The organism is Demequina capsici (assembly GCF_032102965.1).
Lineage (GTDB): Bacteria > Actinomycetota > Actinomycetes > Actinomycetales > Demequinaceae > Demequina > Demequina capsici.
The window spans coordinates 169524-189466 of the sequence record NZ_CP134880.1; the positions used below are offsets into that span (position 1 = coordinate 169524).

Sequence of the window (19943 nt, forward strand, 5' to 3'; positions counted from 1 at the left end):
CGCTGCCGCGTTCGCGGACGCCACGATGCTAGAGGGCGACCGGAAGCCTGGATGGGAGCCTTGCCGCGCCGGACCGGGGGGTGTGCACCGGGGCCTTCATCCTGCTTCACTTTCTTATCGGCGTCCGCGCGCAGAAGATGAGCCGGTGCACGACGGCAGTCGCGGGCCGCCGGTTCGCAGGACCTAAGCCCGACCACGATCGAACGTGATGTCTGACAGAATGATCGAGGTTCCAAACCGCTCAAGACATCAGGAGTCACCATGGCCATCGCCACCACTGAGTCGTACGCCGCGATGCTGGACGCCGCCAAGGCCGGCGGCTACGCGTTCCCCGCGATCAACATCACCTCGTCCTCTTCCGTCACCGCAGCCATCCAGGGCTTCGCTGAGGCAGAGTCCGACGGCATCATCCAGGTCTCCGTCGGTGGCGGCCAGTACGCCTCGGGCTCGACCATCAAGGACGCCGTGGTCGGCTCGCTCGCGCTCGCGGCCTACGCCCGCGTCGTCGCCGAGAAGTACGGCGTGACCATCGCGCTCCACACCGACCACTGCCACAAGGTCTACCTCGAGGAGTGGCTCAAGCCGCTGCTGAAGCTCGAGGCCGAGTCGATCGCCGCGGGCAAGGGCCCCATCTTCAACTCGCACATGTGGGACGGCTCGTCCGTGCCGATGGACGAGAACCTGCTGATCGCCGAGGAGCTGCTCGAGATGTCGCAGGCCGCTGACACGATCCTCGAGATCGAGATCGGCGTCGTCGGAGGCGAGGAGGACGGCCACTCGGCCGAGGTCAACGAGAAGCTGTACTCGAGCCCCGAGGACGGCATCAAGACCATCGAGAAGCTCGGTCTGGGCGAGAAGGGCCGCTACCTGACCGCCATGACCTTCGGCAACGTGCACGGCGCGTACAAGCCGGGTGCCGTCAAGCTGCGCCCTGAGATCCTCGGTGACATCCAGGCCGCCGCTGCCGAGAAGTTCGGCAAGGAGAAGCCGTTCGACCTGGTCTTCCACGGTGGCTCCGGCTCGACCGCGGAGGAGATCGCCACGGCCGTCTCGCACGGTGTCATCAAGATGAACATCGACACGGACACGCAGTACGCGTACACGCGTCCTGTCGTGGACCACATGATGAAGAACTACGACGGCGTCCTCAAGGTGGACGGCGAGTGGGGCAACAAGAAGGCCTACGACCCGCGCGCCTGGGGCAAGCTCGCCGAGGCCGGCATGGCCGCCCGCGTCGTCGAGGCCTGCCAGCAGCTCGGTTCGGCCGGCAAGAAGATCTGACGATCCGATTCGTGAGCTGAGCCCCCGCGGTCCTCGACCTCGGGGGCTCAGCCACGTTCGGGCATCGTCCGGTTCACGAGCGGTGCGGCGCGCGTGTCACGTGCGTCGCACCGGACAGATAACCTTCTGTGGGGCGTTCATCGGCCCCACGCAAACGACCAAGCCCCCGGCGGAGCATCGGGGTGAGGGGAGGGCACCGTGCCTGGTGTCGTGATCGTCGGAGCCCAGTGGGGCGACGAGGGCAAGGGAAAGGCGACCGATCTGCTCGGCTCGCGCGTCGACTACGTCGTGAAGTTCAACGGCGGCAACAACGCGGGCCACACGGTCGTCGTGGGCGACCAGAAGTTCGCCCTGCACCTGCTGCCGTCGGGCATCCTGACGCCGGGAGTGACGCCCGTGATCGGCAACGGCGTGGTGATCGACCTGCGCGTGCTGTTCGGTGAGCTGCATGCCCTGCAGGAGCGCGGCGTGGACACCTCCAGGCTGCTCATCTCGAACGCGGCGCACCTCATCACCCCCTACGCCCGGACCCTCGACAACGTCACGGAGCGCTTCCTCGGCAAGAAGAAGATCGGCACCACCGGTCGCGGCATCGGGCCCACGTACGCTGACAAGATCAACCGCCTGGGCATCCGCGTGGGCGACCTGTTCGACGAGGCTCTGCTGCGCGACAAGATCGAGGGCGCGCTCGCTCCCAAGAACCACATGCTGGTCAAGGTGTACAACCGGCGCGCCATCACGGTGGACGAGGTGGCCGACGAGCTGCTCGGCTACCGCGACGAGGTGGCGCCGATGGTCGCGGACACCGGCCTGGTGCTGGCGAACGCGCTGGCCGAGGGCAAGAACGTCCTCTTCGAAGGCGGCCAGGCGACCATGCTGGATGTGGACCACGGCACGTACCCGTTCGTCACGTCCTCCAACGCGACTGCTGGCGGTGCCTGCACCGGCTCGGGCGTGGGACCCACGGCGATCGACTCGGTGATCGGCATCGTCAAGGCCTACACGACTCGCGTGGGGGAGGGGCCGTTCCCCACCGAGCTGCTGGACAAGTGGGGCGATCGCCTGCGTGACGTGGGCCACGAGTTCGGCACCACCACCGGGCGTCCGCGCCGGTGTGGCTGGTATGACGCGGTGATCTGCCGCTATGCCTCGCGCATCAACGGGCTCACGGACCTGGTGCTCACCAAGCTGGACGTGCTGACCGGCATCGAGGAGATCCCGGTGTGCGTCGCGTACGAGGTGGACGGCGTCCGCTACGACGAGCTTCCGCAGGATCAGGCCGCGTTCGCCAAGGCGACTCCGATCTTCGAGACCTTCCCCGGCTGGACCGAGGACATCTCGAAGGCGCGCACGTTCGACGAGCTGCCTGCGAACGCGCGCGACTACGTGCTCGCGCTCGAGAAGATCTCCGGCTGCCGCATCTCCGCGATCGGCGTGGGCCCGGCGCGTGACGAGATCATCGCGCGGCATGATCTGATCCACACCCGCGCGTAGGGGTGGCGCGCCTCGTTGTGCCTCGTGTCATGGTCGGGGTCGGGGGGCGTCACGGCGGGTCACGATCCGTGTCCTAGTTGTAGTGCCCAGGGAGGTTGTTCAACCTGGTGATGGGTGGAACCTTGCCGATGGCGGAGTGTTGCCGGTGGTGGTTGTAGAAGTGCAGCCAGGCCGGTAGGGCGGCTCGGCGGGCTTTCTCGGAGTTGTAGTGCTTCGAGTATGCCCAGCCGTCCGCCAGGGTGCGGTGGAAGCGTTCGATCTTGCCGTTGGTCTGGGGCCGGTACGGCCGGGTACGGCGGTGCTTGATGCCCAGGTCGCGGCAGGTATCGCGCCAGGCATTCGAGCGGTAGCAGCTGCCGTTGTCGGACAGCACGGCTTCGACGTGGACGCCGCGGGCGGCGAACCACGCGACTGCACGGACCAGGACTCCGATCGCGGTGGCGGCGGTCTCATCGTTGTGGATCTCGGCGTACGCGACGCGGGAGTGGTCGTCGATGACCGTGTGGACGTACGCGTGACGCATCAGCACGCCTCGGTGCTTAGAGCGGTCCTTGCCTGGCGTGCCGGCCCGGTTGCGCCATCCTTGCTGCCGTCCGACGGTGCGCCACCCGCCGCCATCAGGGATGTTGCCCAGCTTCTTCACATCGACGTGGATCAGCGAGCCAGGATGGTCGTGCTCGTAGCGCCGGGCAGGCTCACCCGTGGCGACGTCGACGTGGGACAGGCGGTTCAGGCGGCAGCGTTTCAGCACGGCGTACACGGTCGACGCGGGCACGCCCGTGAGGGAAGCGATCTCCACTGGCCCGCGTCTGGTCTTGATGCGCTTGTGCACGATCTTGCGCACCAATGGTTGCGCCGTCTTGTTTGGTGAGCGGTGTGGGCGTGAGGAGCGGTCGTCCATGCCGACCCGACCCATCTCGAGGTAGCGCTGCACCCACTTCGCCGCCGTGGGCCAGGAGACACGGAAGTAGCGGGCCGCTTCAGCGATGCTCCAGCCGTCATCGACGACCATCCGACCGATCCGGGCGCGTTGGACAGGAGTGAGCGCGGCATTAGCGTGGGACACGAGAACCTCCAGGTTCAGAGCGAAGTGGTAGCAACTCCACTCTGCCTGGAGGTTCTCTTCATCGCCCAAGATTCAAACAACGTCCCTGGGCACTACACCTAGTTGACACATCCCCCTTGCGGAGCATCCGCTCCGGGTCTAGCCTCGGAACGCACGATAGGCGGGCGCTTCACCAGCCCGCCATTCGCTGAGGGGCCCCTGGCGGGGGCCAGGCTCGCGCGCCGTACCTGGATCGATGAGGGGTGGCGGGGCGCGGAAGGGGGCGCGGGAGGGCGCCCGCCAGGGGTGTGCTCCTCAGCGCGCACAGGCGTCCGTGCATCGGACCCTGCGCTCAGTCCGCAGGTCACCTGTCCTTCAGCGCCGCCAGCAGGGATCCGGCGGGCCGGAGCCCGAGCCCGATGACGACGACCGTCGTGCTGATCAGCGTGAGCGCAGCGTGTGCGGAGCCGAGCGCCACGGCGGTGTGCGCGTCGCCCGTCAGAAGAGTGGCGAGGCCGATCCCGCCGCACCATCCGAGCAGCCCTCCTGCGGTCGCGAGGACAGCCCATTCGGTCGCCTGCATCAGCATCCGAGGGAACGCCTTCATGCTGAACGTCGCGTAGATCGCGATCTGCGAGCGGCGGAACCATTGCACCATCGCCCACAGGAGGCTGAGCACCAGGGCAGCCGCGGCCCAGAGCCATCTCAGCGGGCGGTCCTGGAACGCCGTCGTGTAGTCCACGGTGAACTCGGACTGGAGGAGCCTCGTGGCTACGACGGCGGGACCTGCCTCGCTCGCCAAGAGGCTCGACAGGGAGTCCTTGACCGGCGCATAGTGTGCGGCGTCGGTCTCCACGTAGCACGTGTCGGCGTCGCCGGTCAGGAGCGCGGGTGTGAAGAGCGCGCCGTCGAACTGATCCCCCAGCCGGGAGGTGTCGGCGACGCGGACCCGCAGGGGTGCGCTGGTCTGCCCCATGGTGCCCGAGCCCTCGACGACCGCGACCGAGACGGTGTCGCCGTCCACGACTCCGGTGCGCTCCGAGAGGCCACCGCTGACGATCACCACCCCGTCGGCGGCCGCGTCGATGCCGAGGAGGTCGAAGGCGCCGCTCGAGACGTCGTACATGCTCACGCGACCGCCGGGCAGATGTGCCAATGTGGCGACCTGAGCGGTGTCCTTCAGCGCGAAGGAACCCGTCACCCCGTCGAGCCCCGACAGTCCTTCGCATGTCCGTGCGTCGAGCGGGGTCGACGCACCATCGGCGCTGGGCCCTGTGGCGATGAGGACGCGGCCGCCGGCCGCCACCCACGCGGCCTCGTGCTCGATAAGGGAGGTGACACCGAGCGTGTCCGCCACGGCAGGGGCTGCCGTGAGCAGCGCCACCGCGACGATGATCAGCACCGACGTCCAGCGGCCAGTCTGTGCGGTGCGCGCACCCTCGCTGGCGGCGAGCGACGCAGGCCAGGCGCGTTCGGCGCTCACGGCACCCTCCCAGGACGCGTGTGCAGCGCTCCGTCGCGCAGCTCGAATGTCATGTCGCAGCGCGCGGCCACCTCGAGGTCGTGGGTCACGATGACGACGGTGCGGTCGCCTCGCGCATCGATCATCGCGTCGAGGACGGCGGCCGAGGTGCGTGCATCGAGCTGGCCGGTCGGTTCGTCGGCAAGCAGGAGCGGTCGGTTCGACGCCATCGCCCTGGCGATGGCGACCCGCTGGGCCTCGCCGCCCGAGAGGGTGCGTGCGGGGTCCCTCTCGCGTCCTGCCATCCCCACGCGCGCAAGGCAGTCCTTCGCCCGGCTCAGCGCGTCCGCCTTGGGTGCGCCGTCCGAGTGTGCGCCGATCGCCGCGTTGTCGAGCACGTTCCGGGCGGGCAGAAGCGACACCGTCTGGAAGACCCAGGTCGCTGCCTCGGCGAGCGGATGGCCGATCCCCCTCGAGTCGACGGCCTCGATGCTCCCGGTGCGCAGGGGAAGAAGGTCGCCCATGAGCGACAGCAGGGTGGTCTTCCCCGAGCCGGACGGGCCGATGATCGCAGCGGCCGTGCCTGCGGGGATGTCGCACGACACGGAGGTCAGCACGGGATGGTCGCCGCGAGGGTAGGTGAAGCCGACGTCGCGCACGACTAGCCGCACGTCAGGTCCTTGCGGGCCTCACGCGGGTTGACGAGCACATCCTGGCCCACGAGGGAGGGGTCGAGCTGGACGGTGCCGAGGTCGCCGCCGGTCGGCTGGACCACGACGGGCGCACCGTCGACGGACGGGAAGATGCAGGTGCGGCCTTCGTCGTCGGACACCACGGCGGACGAGGGAACGGCGCCGACGACGAGGGGTTCGGCGCGGCGAACGGTCGCCACTCCGTCCGTCACCGCGCCCATGGCGGCTGCGATCGAGGCGACCGCCGCGGGGTCGGCGACCGTTCCGGACCCGGCGGCGTAAGCGGCGGTGACGCCGTAGGCGTCGATCTCCCAGTCGCCGTCCTGGGGGATGACCGAGGTCTCCGCGACTTTCACCGAGAGAGGCGCATCCGCCGCCTCCCACAGCGTGGTGCCCGGAGCGATCTCCTGTGCGACGCTGACGTCGACGGTGGCCACCGTCGAGGCGCTCGCGTCGAGCCAGACGAGCGAGGCCCGTGACAGGATCGGGTTCTTCTGGCCGTAGCCATGGGTCGCGTTGAACGCGATGATCGCGGTCCGCGTGGCACGGCCCGCCTTGCCGTCGGGATCGGCGTCCAGGTATCCGAGCGTGACCAGGAGCTGCTGGGCGGCCGTGACGTCGTCGCCCGAGTCTCCTTCGGTGATGTCGCGGTAAAGGGGACGGTCCGAGGCGTAGGCGATCACGTCGCCTGCGTCCACCGTCATGATGACGTCGCCGGCGTGGACGTCCGAGCCGGGGGCGACGTTGAGGGAGGTGATGGTCCCCGTGGCTTGGGCGGTGGCGACGGTCGGGGTCGCATACGTGAGCGATATGCCCACCTGTGCCTCGTCGTAGCGTTCCACCGACTCGACCTTGGCGACGAGGGGCTCAGGGGCGGCGGCCGACTCCAGAGGCGAGCGGGACGCCGCGATGTACACGAGCACTCCTGCACCTGCCAGAGCCCCGATGAGGACGACGACGAGCGTGGCGCGGGCTACCAGTCGCCAGGAATGCGGGGCGCGTTCGCCACGCTCGTCGCCGCTCATTCGGCCCCTGTCTCGGTGAAGCAGTTCGTTCCCTCGCTGGAGTAGCCCAGGCCAGCGGCGAGCCGTCGCAACTCGTCGTTCGTCGCTGAGGGGTCGACCGTGGCGCCCTGATGCTCCAGGCAGGCGATGAACTCGTCGCGTACCTGGGTGAAGTAGGCGTCCTCCGCTTCCTGGTTGGCGTCGCTCAGCTGGTACTCCGTCTCCAGGTAGAAGCTGTGGGTGGCCAGGCAGCCGTCGGAGATCTCTGTGGTCTGCGACTCGGTGAGCCCCGGCGCCGTAGCGGCGTATGCGTAGTCGATCTTCGGATAGGGGCCGCTCGAATCGACCTCACCCCCGATGACGTCGATCCCTGCGTCACGCATGCAGTCGAGGGCGAGGTGCACGCCCTCCTCATACTCTGCGAACGTCACGACGCCGTCCGACAGCGCCTCCCGCTGCGCGTCGCTCATCTCCGAGAGCGGTGCGAACTCCGGGATCTCCGCCGCGGCGGCATCCCAGACGCCGTAGAGCGACGAGTCCGAGGAGGGAGCTTCCCCGCCCGAGCCGCCTGCCGAGCATGCTGTGAGCACCAATGCGGCGACGATCGCCGACGCCGATCTCCCCGGACCGGCAAGGCGAGTCTGCCGCCAAGTGCGGTGGCGCCACATGTTCGCGCGACCTACGACGCGTAGGTGCGGGACTCGGAGGTGACATATGTCCTTGCGGGCCCGCTGTGCGCGTGGGTCGCGTCGATATCCCAGGGTGTCCAGTACGCAAGGCCCGTCGCCGTGGGCTGGTACTGGTGCCGGATGCGCACCTGTGTGCACGATGACGTCATGGCGTAGAGGTCAGCGTTGGCCGAGTCGTGGGTGAAATAGCTTCCGCAGGTGGCGGCCTGGGCTGCCACCGCGTTGGCGACGACAATGGCTGTGGCCGCCATGAGCGTGGCTGCACCAGCGGCTGCCAGTCGACGGCTCGAGCGCGCGAGCATATTCGTGACATATGTCACAATTCCCCCTCATACCTTTGTGCCCCCCAGCACAGCCACAATATTTCGCGTCACGACGACCATGTCAAGTGCCTGTGGTGATGTCGCCTCGCGGCAGTCAACGGGTGCCCCCGCGCTCGTCGTCAGTCATCGTGCGCCTGTCACGGTGAAGCAGTTGGGGCCGTCGAATGTGGCCATGGCGGCGACCGCGGCCTGGCGGAGCTCATCGTCGGTCGCGTCCGGATCGACCGTCTGCCCTTGGTCCTCCAAGCATGCGATGAACTCGTCACGGACCTGGACGAAGTAAGCGTCGATCGCCTCCTGCGCTGCCGCGTCGGTCTGGTAGGCCATGTCGACGTACTGGCTGTAGGTCTCGATGCATCCGTCGGCCACCGCCAGCGTCTGGTCGCCGTCGAGGACGCCCTCGACCTCTCCTGCGAACGTGTACGGGATCTCTGGGAACGGCCGATGGTAGTCGACCTGATCGTCGTCCACCTCGATGCCGGCGTCACGCATGCACGTGATCGTGGCTCGGATCGCCTGCTCGTACTCGTCGAAGGTGACAGAGCCATCGGCGAGCGCATCGATCTGGGTCTGGTCGACGCCGGCGCCAACGGCCAGGTCCCGCACCTGTAGCACCCACGGATCGCTGGACTGAGTGGGGGACGCAGCCTCAGTCGAGGCTTCCGGCGTGCAGGACGTGAGGAGAAGGGCTGCGGCTGCCGCTACGGCCACATGGACGCGCCGACGCCTGAGCAACATGGTGACAGATGTCACGAATCCCCTGTGCGAATGCTCTTCCCCAACGTCACGCACTCTATCGACCGTCAGGCCGCCCGTTCCCGCACGACCTTCGCGATGTCCACGCGCGCGATCTGACGCGTCGCCGGCCATTGCGAGATCAGCGCGGCGAGCAGCACGCCCAGCGCCGTCGCGGGCAGCATCCACCACGACCAGTGGATCGAGAGTGAGAACAGGTCGTCGTTGAAGGTCTGCAGGAACGCATCGGCCGCCATGACTCCCAGCACGAGACCGAAGGGCACGGCCAGGACCGTCGCGAGCATGTTCTCCGTCGCGATCGCCCCTGCGACCCGTCGCAACGGCACGCCGGCGGCCCGCAGCGTCGCGAGCTCTCCGGTGCGCTCCACCACATTCACCGCCATCGTCACGTACATCACGGCGAGCGCCAGCACGGTGCCCAGCAGGATCATGACCCCGATGAACGCCCAGAACAGTCCCAGGTACTGCTCCACCGAGCCGAGGATCGCGCGCTGGTCCTGGTAGGCGACCACGCCGTCGAGCCCCGTGATCGTGGCCCGCATCGCGTCACGGTCAACCCCGTCGTCCAGCGTGATCGCGAACTGCTCCACGGACGACGCCGGCAGTGCGGCTGTCGCCGTGTCGAGCGAGGCGTACACCGAGGTGCCCATCGGCTCGTCGACGAAGCCCCGGATCACCGCCTGGGTGTCCCCGGCCCCGGTGGACAGGGTCACGGTGTCACCCACCTGGACCCCGAGCAGTCCCGACATCGCGTGGCCCACGAGGATGCCGTCCTCGGGAAGAGCCAGCGCGTTCCCGGCGGAGTCGCGGAAACCGTGCATGACGGTGTCAGTGCGGAAGCCGTTGAGCGCGGTCGCGTAGCTCCCGTCCGGGCCGATCACGGTCACGGCGCCGGAGAAGGTGGGCTCCACGGAGGCGACCCCGTCGACGGCCATGATGGCGGCCTGCGCTCCGGTCCCCGCCTGCGCGACGACCGACGCGTCCGACAGCACGACGTCGTTGAACTGCGTGTCGATCGCATCCATGATCGACACCATCATCCCGACCGATGCCAGCACGAGCACCAACGCCAGCACCGTGCCGAGCATGGTGGCGAAGGTGCGCCGCTTGGAGCGGACCACGTCCCTGAGGGCCATCCGAAGCCCGACGGGAAGGCTCCGCCGACGGGCCACGAAGCGGCTCCACGGCCCGGGCGGGGACGCGTCGGCGACGGGTCGCATCGCCTGCGCCGGCGACGTGCGGGATGCGACCACCGACGGGCCGAGCGCGCCGAGCAGCCCGACGACCGCCCCGAACGCGAGGCCGAGCCCGATCATCCACGGATACGTGCGGACGACCGTGTCGGGGATGCCGAGCGCGCCGGTGTACGCCGCTGTGATCGCGCCGTTGGCCAGCGCGCCGAGCGCGGCGCCCACCACCGCGCCGGCAAGACCGATGATCACGCCCTGGCCCAGGTAGTGGCGCAGCACCCGGCCCCTGCGGGCGCCGGCGGCCATCATCGTGCCGATGACGGGGCGCTCCTGGAGGATCCGGCGCGTCAGCAGCACCCACGCAGCGACCCCGGCCGCGGCGAGGAACAGAGCGGGGAACGCCTTGGACATCTCGTCGAAGCCCTGCAGGTCCTCGTTGAGCGTGGCATGCGACGGCTGCTCCAGCTGCGTGATCACGGACGTGGCGCTTGCGGCCGTCATGGCGGCCGTGACGTCGGCCCGGAGGGAGTCGGAGGCGCCGTCGGGCAGGAGCACGAGCGCCTCGTTGGGGCTGGTCCCTGCCCAGGACTCCACGGCTGACTCGGATGCGTAGATCACCGCGAACGCGTTCGGGTCGGACAGCACGTCCTGGCGGCTGCGCGCCGGCCACAGGTACTCCGCGGACTCCACGATCCCCTGAACCGTCACGTCCTGCCAGCCGCTGGCCGACCAGACCTGCAACGTGTCGCCCGGCACCAGGCCGAACGTGTCCGCCGCGTGCCTTTCCACGAGGACCTGGTCCGTCGCGCCTGGGTCCAGGTACGAGCCCTCGATCACACCGACGTCGTCCACCGCAGGGTGGCTCTCCGTGGGCAGGCCGACGACGCGGCCGACGAGCTTGGTGCCGTCGATGAGCATGGGCGGGTCCACCTGGGTCCGGGTGATCGCGCTCGCGGCCCCGGCGTCGAGCGCGGCCTGCGCCACGGTCGCAGGGTCTCCGCCTGTCGCGCTGAGGTCCGCGAACGCGAGGCGGTCGTACGTCTGCTGGTAGGAGACGGTGAGGTTCTCGAAGGCGCCTGCGGTGGCGACGTACAGCATCACGCCGAGCGCGATCGTGACGCCCACGGCGATCACCTGGGTCCGCTGCCTCCACAGGTCCCTGAACGACTTCTTGGTGCGTGCCTGCATCATGCTCACCACGTGACGTCGGCGGCGTCGGCCGGGTGGTCGTTGACCTGGCTGGACGCGATGCGCCCGTCGACCAGGGTGATGACACGGTCTGCGATCTGCGCGACCGACGCGTTGTGCGTGACGACGATGATGGTCCGGCCCTGCCGGTGCAGCTCCTGGAGGAGTCCCAGGATCTGCTGGCCCGTGGGGAGGTCCAGGGCGCCTGTCGGCTCGTCGGCGAAGAGGATGTCCGGGTCGGTCGCGAGCGCGCGGGCCACCGCCACGCGCTGCTGCTGGCCGCCTGAGAGCTGCGATGGGAAGCTGTCCATCCTGTCGCCGAGCCCCACGGCCTCAAGGAACTCGGGCACCTGGGTCCTGTTGCCGCGCCCCGTCATCTCGATGATGACCTCCACGTTCTCGCGGGCGGTGAGCGTGGGGATCAGGTTGAAGAACTGGAAGATGAACCCGACGTGGTCGCGCCGGAAGTCGGACAGCCGTCCGGGCGGGACGTCGCTGATGTCCACGCCCGCGACCTCGACCCTGCCCTCGGTCGACGTCTCGATGCCGCCGATGATGTTGCACAGCGTCGTCTTGCCCGAGCCTGAGGGGCCGAGGATGACGACCAGCTCCCCGGAGGCCAGCTCCAGGTCGATGCCCTTGAGGGCATGGACCGCGCTGTCGCCCTGCCCGAAGACCTTGGTCAGGCCGGTGACGCGGACGCCGCGGTCGGTCGCGACGGTGGTGTCGGTGCTCATGCGTGCTCCTTAGGCGGGTGATGGCGGCACGTTGAACGCGCCGTTGCCGTACACGTCGAGGGCGTCGGCGGTCCAGCGTGCCGCGCCCTCCGGGGTCAGGGGATCGGTGCCGATCGCATCGGCCACGTGCTCGCGCAGCAGGATCATCGCGAGGTCGTTGACGAGCAGGAACGCGGTGCGGGCATCGGGGTCGGCCGCCTCCTTGGCGACGCCCGCGGCGACCAGGCCCTCCTGCATCGTCCGGGCGGCCTGGAACCAACCCCGGAACAGGCGGCGGCCGGCGTCGCCCCCGTCCAGGAGCAGGCGTCGCACATACGCGGGCACGGGCGAGTCGGGCGGGACGACGGAGAGCAGGAGCTCGGCGAAGCTGCCCGAGCCCTGCTCCGCGGCGAGCGCGTCGGCAAGGTCCTCGGGCGGCGAGGCAGCGGCGAGGTCGAACATCCGCGCCACCTCCTCGTCGATCGCGTCCCGCAGGCCCTCCTTGGAGCCGAAGTGGTGGAGGACGTTCGCGGGGGAGGTGCCCGCGCAGGTCGCGATGTCGCGGACGCTCGTGCCGGCGACGCCACGCTCGGCGAAGAGTCGGAGCGCGCAGGCCCGGATCTGGTCCCGCGCGCTGGCGGGCTCCGGCTGCGCCGGGTGACGCCCGTGCGTGGCGCCCGCCCGCGACTGCCCGGCTGGCGCGTCGTCCGTGGCCCCGGCCACTGCATCGTCCATGTCCCTCACCATACTGAACGAACGTTCAGTCAGCAAGGGGTGCGATGCGGCGACATCCATCGGCCCGTCCCGTCCTCGAGTGGTACATCAGTGCACAGATCCGCCGCGATCTGTGCACTGATGTACCACTTCATCCTGCGTGCGCCCGCCGTACGTGGGGACGATGCGCGGGCGGCGGGCGAGGATGCGGGCCGGGTCCAAGGGGACGCCGAGGACGGGGCCGCGTGCGAGGATGGGCGACCGGGGCCGGCGGAAGTCGCGGCACGAGCGGCGAGGGGCACGCATGGACAGGCGGACGGTCGGCTACCTGCGCGGCGCGCTCCTCGAGGGGCTGATCGTCGGCGTCGTCTGGGCCTTCTTCTTCCGCAGCTCCGTGATGTGGGTGCTCACGTTCGCGCTCGCGTGGACCGTCATCTCCGTCCTCAGGCGGCGATGGTGGGAGAGCCGTCGGTAGACTCGCCAACGTGATCGTCCTCCTTGTCGGCAGCGGCGCCCGCGAGCACGCGCTCGCCCGCGCGCTCCACCTCGACCCCTCCGTCACGCAGCTCCACGCCGCTCCCGGCAACCCCGGCATCGGCGAGGTCGCCAAGCTGCACGCGATCGACCCGAACGACGGCGCCTCCGTCGCGTCGCTCGCTGTGCTCGTGCACGCCGACCTGGTGGTCGTGGGCCCCGAGGCCCCGCTCGTCGCGGGCGTGGCCGACGCGGTCCGCGAGGTGGGCATCCCCGTGTTCGGCCCCAGCGCCGACGCCGCGATGCTCGAGGGCTCCAAGGCGTTCGCCAAGGAGGTCATGGAGGCCGCAGGCGTCCCCACCGCCGCGCCCCGCGTGTGCGACACGGTGGACCAGGTGGCGGCGGCGCTCGACGAGTTCGGCGCGCCCCACGTGGTCAAGGACGACGGGCTCGCCGCCGGCAAGGGCGTCGTCGTCACCTCGGACCGCGCGGAGGCGCTCGCGCACGGCACCGCCGTGATCGAGTCCGGCGGTCGAGTCGTGATCGAGGAGTTCCTGGACGGCCCCGAGGTCTCGCTCTTCTGCGTCTGCGACGGTCGCACCGTCGTCCCTCTGCAGCCCGCGCAGGACTTCAAGCGCGCCTATGACGACGATCAGGGGCCGAACACGGGCGGCATGGGCGCGTACACCCCGCTTCCATGGGCGCCCGACGGCCTGGTCGACGAGGTGGTGAGGACCGTCGCGCAGCCCACGGTCGACGAGATGGCCCGCCGCGGCGCCCCGTTCATCGGCGTGCTCTACTGCGGCCTGGCGCTCACGTCGAAGGGCACGCGCGTGATCGAGTTCAACGCCCGCTTCGGCGACCCCGAGACGCAGGTGGTGCTCGCCCAGCTCGCGACACCGCTCGGAGGCGTGCTGATGGCTGCCGCGCAGGGCGGCCTGGATGCGATCCCCCCGCTCGAGTGGAAGGACGGCGCTGCCGTCACCGTCGTGCTCGCCGCTCATGGATACCCCGCCGACCCGCGCAAGGGCGACCGCCTGACCGGCCTCACCGCCGCAGGCCACGTGCGCGGCGTCCACGTGCTGCACGCCGGCACCCGGACCGATGAGCACGGCCACCTGGTCGCCGCAGGAGGGCGCGTGCTCACCGTCGTCGGCGAGGGCACGGACCTTGCCGACGCGCGGGCCAAGGCGTACGAGGGCCTCAGCCACATCGCGCTCGACGGCTCGCACCACCGCACCGACATCGCCGCGCGGGCCGCCGCAGGCGAGAACCTCATGGAGGGCTGATGCCCGGACACGTCGTCCCGCCGACCGCACCCGAGCTCCCGGGCTGGCGGCACGTCTACTCGGGCAAGATCCGTGACCTGTACGAGCCCGTCGAGCCGCACCCGGCCGGCGACGTCGTCCTGGTCGTGGCCAGCGATCGCATCTCCGCGTACGACTGGGTGCTGCCCACCGAGATCCCCGGCAAGGGCGGCATCCTCACGGGGCTCAGCCTGTGGTGGTTCGACCAGGTCAGGGAGATCGTCGCCAACCACACCGTCGAGGCCCCCGTGCCCGCCGAGGTGGAGGGCCGCGCGATGGTCTGCAAGCGCCTGGACATGTTCCCGGTCGAGTGCGTCGCCCGCGGCTACCTCACCGGTTCCGGGCTGGTCGAGTACCAGGAGTCCGGCACGGTGTGCGGCATCCCGCTCCCGGACGGACTCGTCGACGGGTCACGCCTGCCCGAGCCGATCTTCACCCCCGCCACCAAGGCCGAGGTGGGCGAGCACGACGAGAACGTGAGCTTCGAGGCGATCGTGGAGCGCATCGGTCTGGAGGACGCGGTAGCGCTGCGCGACCTCACGCTCGCCGTCTACTCGCGCGCCCACGAGATCGCCGCGACCAAGGGCATCATCCTGGCCGACACCAAGTTCGAGTTCGGACGCACGGCCGACGGGCAGATCCTGCTCGCCGACGAGGTCCTCACCCCAGACTCGTCGCGCTTCTGGCCCGCCGACGAATGGGAGCCCGGGCACGCGCAGCCCAGCTTCGACAAGCAGTTCGTCCGCGACTGGCTCACCTCGGCCGAGTCCGGCTGGGACAGGCGATCGGACGACGCGCCGCCCGCGCTGCCCGCCGACGTGGTCGAGCGCACCCGACAGCGGTACATCGAGGCCTTCGACAGGCTCGCCAAGCACTGATCGCAGCGTCACGGGCGAGTACCTTCGGAACCTATGAGGATCAGGTCGGGCGCCGCGATCGCGGCCACGCTGTGCGCGGCCCTGACCGGCTGCTCGCAGGTGTCCCAGCCGGTGCCAGGAGCCGTCAGCTATCACGGCGTGCCCGGCGCGCAGACGTCGCACTTCCGCAACGTCGAGTACGACCTGGGCTGCGGCGACACCACGCTGATCTTCAACCATGTCACCTGGTATCCGTTCAGCCCCTCCAACCCCGACGAGCTGCCTGCGGACCCGCTGGAGAAGTACCGTCCCACCGCGTCGGCCGTCGGATCCGGGACCACCCAGCCAGGCCAGCTCGAGGGCGACACCCAGACCAGCACGGAGACCGGCGCCGGCACGCTCATCATCTTCAGCGGCGGCCTCGCCTACTGGGAGTCCGACTCCGGGGACCAGCACACGTGGCTCACGACCGACGAGATCGACTATGGCTGGGAGTGCTGAGCTGAGCCGCCCGGTGGGCGGACCGATGCGGAGGAGCCTCGCCATCTGGGCTGGAGCGACCCTGCTGCTCGCGGGATGCGCGGACTCCCCTCCCATGGCACCTGGCGCCACGCAGGATCATGGCGTGCCCGGCGCGGTGGTCAGCGTCGAGACAGGAGTCCTCTACTACCCGGCCTGCGGCAATGAGGTCCTGTGGGACGGCGCAGCCTGGTATCCGTTCTCACCGTCGAACCTCGACGAGTATCCGTCGGATCCGATCCCAGCATGGGCTCACGCGTCCGGGCGCCCGGACGCTGCGTCGGACTCTGGGGTGAGCGCCGTGGCATACGTCCCTGCGGTCGTGGCGCCGGGACCGGGCGACGACAAGGGGACGTTGGTGACCTACGCAGGCGCCCTCGCCTACTGGGAGTCGAACTCAGGCGACCTCTCCACCTGGCTCACGAGACACGAGATCACATACGGCTGGGTCTGCTGATGCGGCGCCGGCTGGCCTGAGCGCACGAAGCGCCGCGGCACGGATCGCGCGGAGGGTCATGCGTGGCTCTCGTTCTGCAGCTCACGCTTCTGCACCACCGCCACCGACGGCACGCCCCACCCGCGCGTCAGCGAGAGCACGCGCAGCGCCAGGATCACCAGCAGCGGGATCCAGAAGACGAGCTCCGGCGGCAGATGCCACGCCCACAGGATCCAGTAGCCGATCGCGCCGCCCAGCGCCGCGGTCGCGTAGAGCTGGCCGTTCCAGAAGACCTCGGGCACCTGCGCGGAGAACAGATCGCGAAGGATGCCGCCGCCCACGCCGTTGGCCACGCCCACGATGACGGCGGCCACCGGGCTCGCGCCCATGTCGAGCGCGATCCCTGTGCCGATGACCACGAAGATCGCCAAGCCGAACGCGTCGGACATCTCCACGATGCGGTGCCGGGTGAAGGCTCCCAGGTCGCGTCGACGTGCGAACGGGACGATCGCCAGGGCCGTCGCCACGGCCACCCAGACGAGCGCAGGATTCTCGATCCAGAAGACCGGCCGCTGCAGCAGGAGGTCGCGCATCGTCCCTCCGCCGACGGCGACGAGCCCTGCAAGCACCACGGCGCCCACCAGGTCCATCCGGCGTCGGCTCGCCGCCACAGCGCCGGAGATCGCGAACGCGACCGTGCCCAGGTATTCGAGCACCACGCGCAGCGTGCCGAGCGCATGCTCCAGGATCCCGTCGGTCGCGGCGCTCGTCAGCAGGCTGTTCATGACTCTCCTCTGCGGCCCGCGAGCTCCTGCGAGCGGCGATCCAGCGTACTCGCGCACGATGCGGCCCGTCGCCCCGGTGTCGAAGCGGTCGACGCTCAGCGGGCTTGATAGCGTCGGCTGGGCATACCGGTGGGAGCCGGACGTCGAACGTGAGGAGCCGGTGGGTGGGCAGCGTCAGGGCAGGTGCCGCCGTCGCGGGCGTGATGACGAGCATGCTCGCGCTCGCGGCATGCTCCTCGCCGGCCGCGCAGGACGTGGTCCCGCGCCAGCTGAGCGTGGGCGAATGCATCGACTTCGGCAGCTATGTCACGTCGGCGAACGGTGCGGTCGGGGGCGACGGCACGTCGTCCCTTCCGCAGGTCGACTGCGGAGAGGCGCACGACGGCGAGGTCTACGCGGTGTCCACAGCCACGGACGACGCGTTCGACTCGGACGCGCTGATCGCCGAGGTGGACACGCTCTGCTACGACTCGTTCGAGGAGTACGTGGGCACGCCGTTCGCCGACTCGTCGCTCTACTACTCGATCGTCTACCCCACCGGTTCCACGTGGAACCAGGGCGATCGCATGCTCGCCTGCGTGCTCGTCGCGAAGCAGCAGACCACGGGCTCGCTGAAGGGCTCCGGCTTGTAGACTTGCGGCCATGCCCACCATCGTCGTCGACGTGATGCCCAAGCCCGAGATCCTTGACCCGCAGGGCAAGGCCGTCTCCTCCGCCCTCCCCCGCATCGGGATCGAGGGCTTCGCGCAGGTCCGCCAGGGCAAGCGCTTCGAGCTCACCGTCGAGGGCGAGGTCACCGACGAGGTGCTCGCCGCCGCCCGCAAGGCGGCCGAGACGCTGCTGAGCAACCCGGTGATCGAGGACGTCGTGTCCGTGGCCGTCGAGGACGTCTGAGCATGACCGCCCGCATCGGAGTCGTCACGTTCCCCGGCACGCTCGACGATCGCGATGCCGCCCGCGCCGTCCGTCTTGCCGGTGCCGAGGCCGTCCCGCTGTGGCACGGTTCCGAAAGCCTCGAGGATGTCGACGCCGTGGTGCTTCCCGGCGGTTTCTCCTACGGCGACTACCTGCGCGCCGGAGCGATCGCACGCTTCGCGCCCATCATGGACAAGGTCGTGGACGCCGCGAACGGCGGCATGCCCGTGCTGGGTATCTGCAACGGCTTCCAGCTGCTGACCGAGGTCCACCTGCTGCCCGGGTCGATGATCAAGAACGACCACCTGCACTTCATCTGCCGTGACCAGACGCTCCGCATCGAGAACGCGGAGACCAGCTGGACCACGGAGTACCGGGAGGGCGAGGAGATCGTCATCCCGCTGAAGAACCAGGACGGCCAATACGTGGCTGACGAGAAGACGCTCGACATGCTCGAGGCCGAGGGCCGCGTGGCCTTCCGTTACGTCGGCTGGAACCCGAACGGCTCGCGACGCGACATCGCGGGCATCACCAACGAGCGCGGCAACGTGGTCGGCCTCATGCCGCACCCCGAGCATGCTGCGGAGCCGGGCTTCGGCCCCGACTCCCGCGAAGCAGGGCGGATGGGCACCGACGGCCTGGCCTTCTTCACCTCCGCGATCAAGGGCCTGCTCTCGCACGCCTGACCGGCGAAGGCCACTGCCAGGCCCACGTGCGGGTCGCCCCACCATCGCACCGCCCGAGGAGGCGCCATGATCGTCGAGTCCGTCGTCCTGCCCGTCAAGCCCGGCTTCGAGCCCGGCTTCGAGCGCGCGTTCCACGCGGCCGAACCGCTGATCGCGCGCCAGCCCGGCTACGTGTCCCACTCCCTGCGCCGCGGCGTCGAGGAGGGGTCGACCTACCTGCTCACCGTCGAGTGGGAGACGGTCGAGGACCACGAGGTCGGCTTCCGTGAGTCGCCCGACTACCAGGAGTGGAAGGCGCTGCTCCACCCGTTCTACGAGCCGGTCCCTGAGGTCCTGCACTACGGCGACGACCTTGCGGGGCCTCGCGAGGCATGGGTGGACGAACCGGGCGACCCGGACGATGCGGCGCTCGTGGCCTTCTGGGAGCGGTGCCGCGAGGCGGTTCCGGGCATGCCTGCCGAGGTTCCCGCCGCGTGGGCGTTCGGCGGCACGCGAGCGCAGGCGTCGAAGCTGCTGGAGCTCGTGCTCGCCGGGGTCAAGACCGGCACGGCCTCCGCGCTGTGGGACTTCGAGGCGGACGACGACCCCCTGCCCGAGGTCGGCGAGGTGAACATCATCGTCGACGCCGACGGCGTTCCTCGAGCCGTGGTCCAGACCACCGACATCCGCGTCGTCAGGTTCCACGAGGTGGACGAGCAGCATGCCGCCTCCGAGGGAGAGGGCGATCTGTCGCTCGCCCACTGGCGCGAGGTGCACGCCGAGTTCTGGGACGAGTACTCGACGGCGGGCTTCTCACCGGAGATGCCTGTGGTGTGCGAACGGTTCCGGCTGGTGCACTCCGAGGGCGCACCGCGCCCCTGAAGCGACTGGAGGCCGTGCTCAGGCGAGGCGGAGGATGTAGGACTGCATCCGGTATGCCGCCGTCGCATGGCGCACCGGCGTTCCGGCGGCCTTGAACCCCGCACGCTCGTAGAGGCTGATCGCTCGGACGTTGTCCTCCTTCACGTCGAGCGCGAGCGTCGTGAAGCCGGCGGCGGTCGCGTGCGCGATCGCGTCTGCGAGCAGCTCGCAGCCCACGCCTGAACCGATGCCTCGCGGGTCGACCGCGAGGTAGTGCAGGTACGCCTCCGCCGCGTCGACGGTTCCCTGCTCCACGGTCGCGAAGCCGAACCTCGGTGCAGTCGCGACCGCGAACCGTACCAGCGGTGACGCGAACGACTCCCGCACCCGGCGGGCCATCGTCTCGTGGTCGACGCTGCCGTCACGGCGCTCGATCGCGGCCACCCACACCTCGGCGCAGCGTTCCACGTCGTCGGGCACCACTCCATCACGGATCGTCACCATGCTGATGATTCAACCGTGTCCGCGCCCCTCTCGAGTCCGCCTGGCCCATCGAGCGACCCGCTCTGC

Annotated in this window: 23 protein-coding genes; 11 read left to right on the forward strand and 12 right to left on the reverse strand. The window is 69.7% G+C overall.

Annotated features, from left to right (window positions below; all coding sequences use genetic code 11):
- Window positions 1-261 precede the first annotated feature (261 nt).
- Together fbaA and RN607_RS00930 are read left to right on the forward strand one after the other, a co-directional pair.
- Window positions 262-1281, forward strand: coding sequence for a class II fructose-bisphosphate aldolase (fbaA, locus tag RN607_RS00925; RefSeq protein ID WP_313498801.1), 1020 nt, complete (start codon window positions 262-264; stop codon window positions 1279-1281).
- 198 nt (window positions 1282-1479) lie between these two features.
- The gene (locus RN607_RS00930) at window positions 1480-2775 is read left to right on the forward strand and encodes an adenylosuccinate synthase (RefSeq protein ID WP_313498804.1); all 1296 of its coding nucleotides are present in this window, start codon (window positions 1480-1482) and stop codon (window positions 2773-2775) included.
- Between the two features lie 73 nt (window positions 2776-2848).
- Here the strand turns inward: RN607_RS00930 and RN607_RS00935 are convergent, their stop codons facing one another.
- The 10 genes from RN607_RS00935 to RN607_RS00980 form a co-directional block, all read right to left on the reverse strand.
- Complete coding sequence (locus RN607_RS00935; protein ID WP_313543718.1) at window positions 2849-3841, reverse strand: IS481 family transposase; 993 nt, start codon at window positions 3839-3841, stop codon at window positions 2849-2851.
- A gap of 343 nt (window positions 3842-4184) precedes the next feature.
- Window positions 4185-5303: a hypothetical protein gene (locus tag RN607_RS00940; RefSeq protein ID WP_313543720.1), complete on the reverse strand. Its 1119-nt coding sequence runs from the start codon at window positions 5301-5303 to the stop codon at window positions 4185-4187.
- A complete protein-coding gene (locus RN607_RS00945; protein ID WP_313543722.1) occupies window positions 5300-5953 on the reverse strand; it encodes an ABC transporter ATP-binding protein in 654 nt (217 codons plus the stop codon). The genes RN607_RS00940 and RN607_RS00945 overlap by 4 nt, the downstream gene beginning before the upstream one ends.
- A complete protein-coding gene (locus RN607_RS00950) occupies window positions 5944-6999 on the reverse strand; it encodes a peptidoglycan-binding domain-containing protein (RefSeq protein WP_313543724.1) in 1056 nt (351 codons plus the stop codon). The genes RN607_RS00945 and RN607_RS00950 overlap by 10 nt, the downstream gene beginning before the upstream one ends.
- Window positions 6996-7571 (reverse strand): hypothetical protein, encoded by a 576-nt coding sequence (locus RN607_RS00955; protein ID WP_313498815.1) that lies wholly within the window; start codon window positions 7569-7571, stop codon window positions 6996-6998. The genes RN607_RS00950 and RN607_RS00955 overlap by 4 nt, the downstream gene beginning before the upstream one ends.
- 86 nt (window positions 7572-7657) lie before the next feature.
- Window positions 7658-7918: a hypothetical protein gene (locus RN607_RS00960; protein WP_313543726.1), complete on the reverse strand. Its 261-nt coding sequence runs from the start codon at window positions 7916-7918 to the stop codon at window positions 7658-7660.
- A 195-nt stretch (window positions 7919-8113) separates the two neighbouring features.
- Window positions 8114-8596 (reverse strand): hypothetical protein, encoded by a 483-nt coding sequence (locus RN607_RS00965; protein WP_313543729.1) that lies wholly within the window; start codon window positions 8594-8596, stop codon window positions 8114-8116.
- 197 nt (window positions 8597-8793) lie between these two features.
- The gene (locus RN607_RS00970) at window positions 8794-11127 is read right to left on the reverse strand and encodes an FtsX-like permease family protein (RefSeq protein ID WP_313543731.1); all 2334 of its coding nucleotides are present in this window, start codon (window positions 11125-11127) and stop codon (window positions 8794-8796) included.
- A 2-nt stretch (window positions 11128-11129) separates the two neighbouring features.
- Complete coding sequence (locus tag RN607_RS00975; RefSeq protein WP_313543732.1) at window positions 11130-11861, reverse strand: ABC transporter ATP-binding protein; 732 nt, start codon at window positions 11859-11861, stop codon at window positions 11130-11132.
- Window positions 11862-11870: 9 nt separating this feature from the next.
- Entirely contained in the window at window positions 11871-12575 is a 705-nt protein-coding gene (locus RN607_RS00980; RefSeq protein ID WP_313543734.1) for a TetR/AcrR family transcriptional regulator, read from the reverse strand.
- A gap of 283 nt (window positions 12576-12858) precedes the next feature.
- On the opposite strand from RN607_RS00980, the gene RN607_RS00985 reads away from it, so the two are divergent.
- From RN607_RS00985 to RN607_RS01005, 5 genes are read left to right on the forward strand one after another with little or no spacing between them, the layout of a single operon-like run.
- Window positions 12859-13029, forward strand: coding sequence for a hypothetical protein (locus RN607_RS00985; protein WP_313543736.1), 171 nt, complete (start codon window positions 12859-12861; stop codon window positions 13027-13029).
- Between the two features lie 10 nt (window positions 13030-13039).
- On the forward strand, window positions 13040-14317 hold the full coding sequence (purD, locus tag RN607_RS00990; RefSeq protein ID WP_313543738.1) for a phosphoribosylamine--glycine ligase: 1278 nt from the start codon (window positions 13040-13042) through the stop codon (window positions 14315-14317).
- Window positions 14317-15213, forward strand: coding sequence for a phosphoribosylaminoimidazolesuccinocarboxamide synthase (locus RN607_RS00995; RefSeq protein WP_313498834.1), 897 nt, complete (start codon window positions 14317-14319; stop codon window positions 15211-15213). Before purD ends, RN607_RS00995 begins: the two co-directional genes overlap by 1 nt.
- A gap of 33 nt (window positions 15214-15246) precedes the next feature.
- On the forward strand, window positions 15247-15693 hold the full coding sequence (locus RN607_RS01000; RefSeq protein ID WP_313543739.1) for a hypothetical protein: 447 nt from the start codon (window positions 15247-15249) through the stop codon (window positions 15691-15693).
- Window positions 15677-16168, forward strand: a complete 492-nt coding sequence (locus RN607_RS01005; RefSeq protein WP_313543742.1) for a hypothetical protein — start codon at window positions 15677-15679, stop codon at window positions 16166-16168. Before RN607_RS01000 ends, RN607_RS01005 begins: the two co-directional genes overlap by 17 nt.
- Before the next feature lie 56 nt (window positions 16169-16224).
- Here RN607_RS01005 and RN607_RS01010 read toward each other — a convergent pair whose 3' ends face one another.
- Window positions 16225-16932: a trimeric intracellular cation channel family protein gene (locus RN607_RS01010; protein WP_313543744.1), complete on the reverse strand. Its 708-nt coding sequence runs from the start codon at window positions 16930-16932 to the stop codon at window positions 16225-16227.
- A gap of 164 nt (window positions 16933-17096) precedes the next feature.
- Here RN607_RS01010 and RN607_RS01015 point away from each other — a divergent pair, with 164 nt between their 5' ends.
- From RN607_RS01015 to RN607_RS01030, 4 genes are all read left to right on the forward strand, one after another.
- A complete protein-coding gene (locus RN607_RS01015; protein ID WP_313543746.1) occupies window positions 17097-17564 on the forward strand; it encodes a septum formation family protein in 468 nt (155 codons plus the stop codon).
- A 10-nt stretch (window positions 17565-17574) separates the two neighbouring features.
- On the forward strand, window positions 17575-17826 hold the full coding sequence (gene purS / locus RN607_RS01020; RefSeq protein WP_313498848.1) for a phosphoribosylformylglycinamidine synthase subunit PurS: 252 nt from the start codon (window positions 17575-17577) through the stop codon (window positions 17824-17826).
- A 2-nt stretch (window positions 17827-17828) separates the two neighbouring features.
- Window positions 17829-18533: a phosphoribosylformylglycinamidine synthase subunit PurQ gene (gene purQ / locus RN607_RS01025; protein ID WP_313498850.1), complete on the forward strand. Its 705-nt coding sequence runs from the start codon at window positions 17829-17831 to the stop codon at window positions 18531-18533.
- Between the two features lie 66 nt (window positions 18534-18599).
- A complete protein-coding gene (locus tag RN607_RS01030) occupies window positions 18600-19394 on the forward strand; it encodes an antibiotic biosynthesis monooxygenase (protein WP_313543748.1) in 795 nt (264 codons plus the stop codon).
- Window positions 19395-19412: 18 nt separating this feature from the next.
- On the opposite strand, the gene RN607_RS01035 is transcribed toward RN607_RS01030, so the two are convergent.
- On the reverse strand, window positions 19413-19877 hold the full coding sequence (locus RN607_RS01035) for a GNAT family N-acetyltransferase (protein ID WP_313543750.1): 465 nt from the start codon (window positions 19875-19877) through the stop codon (window positions 19413-19415).
- Window positions 19878-19943 lie beyond the last annotated feature (66 nt).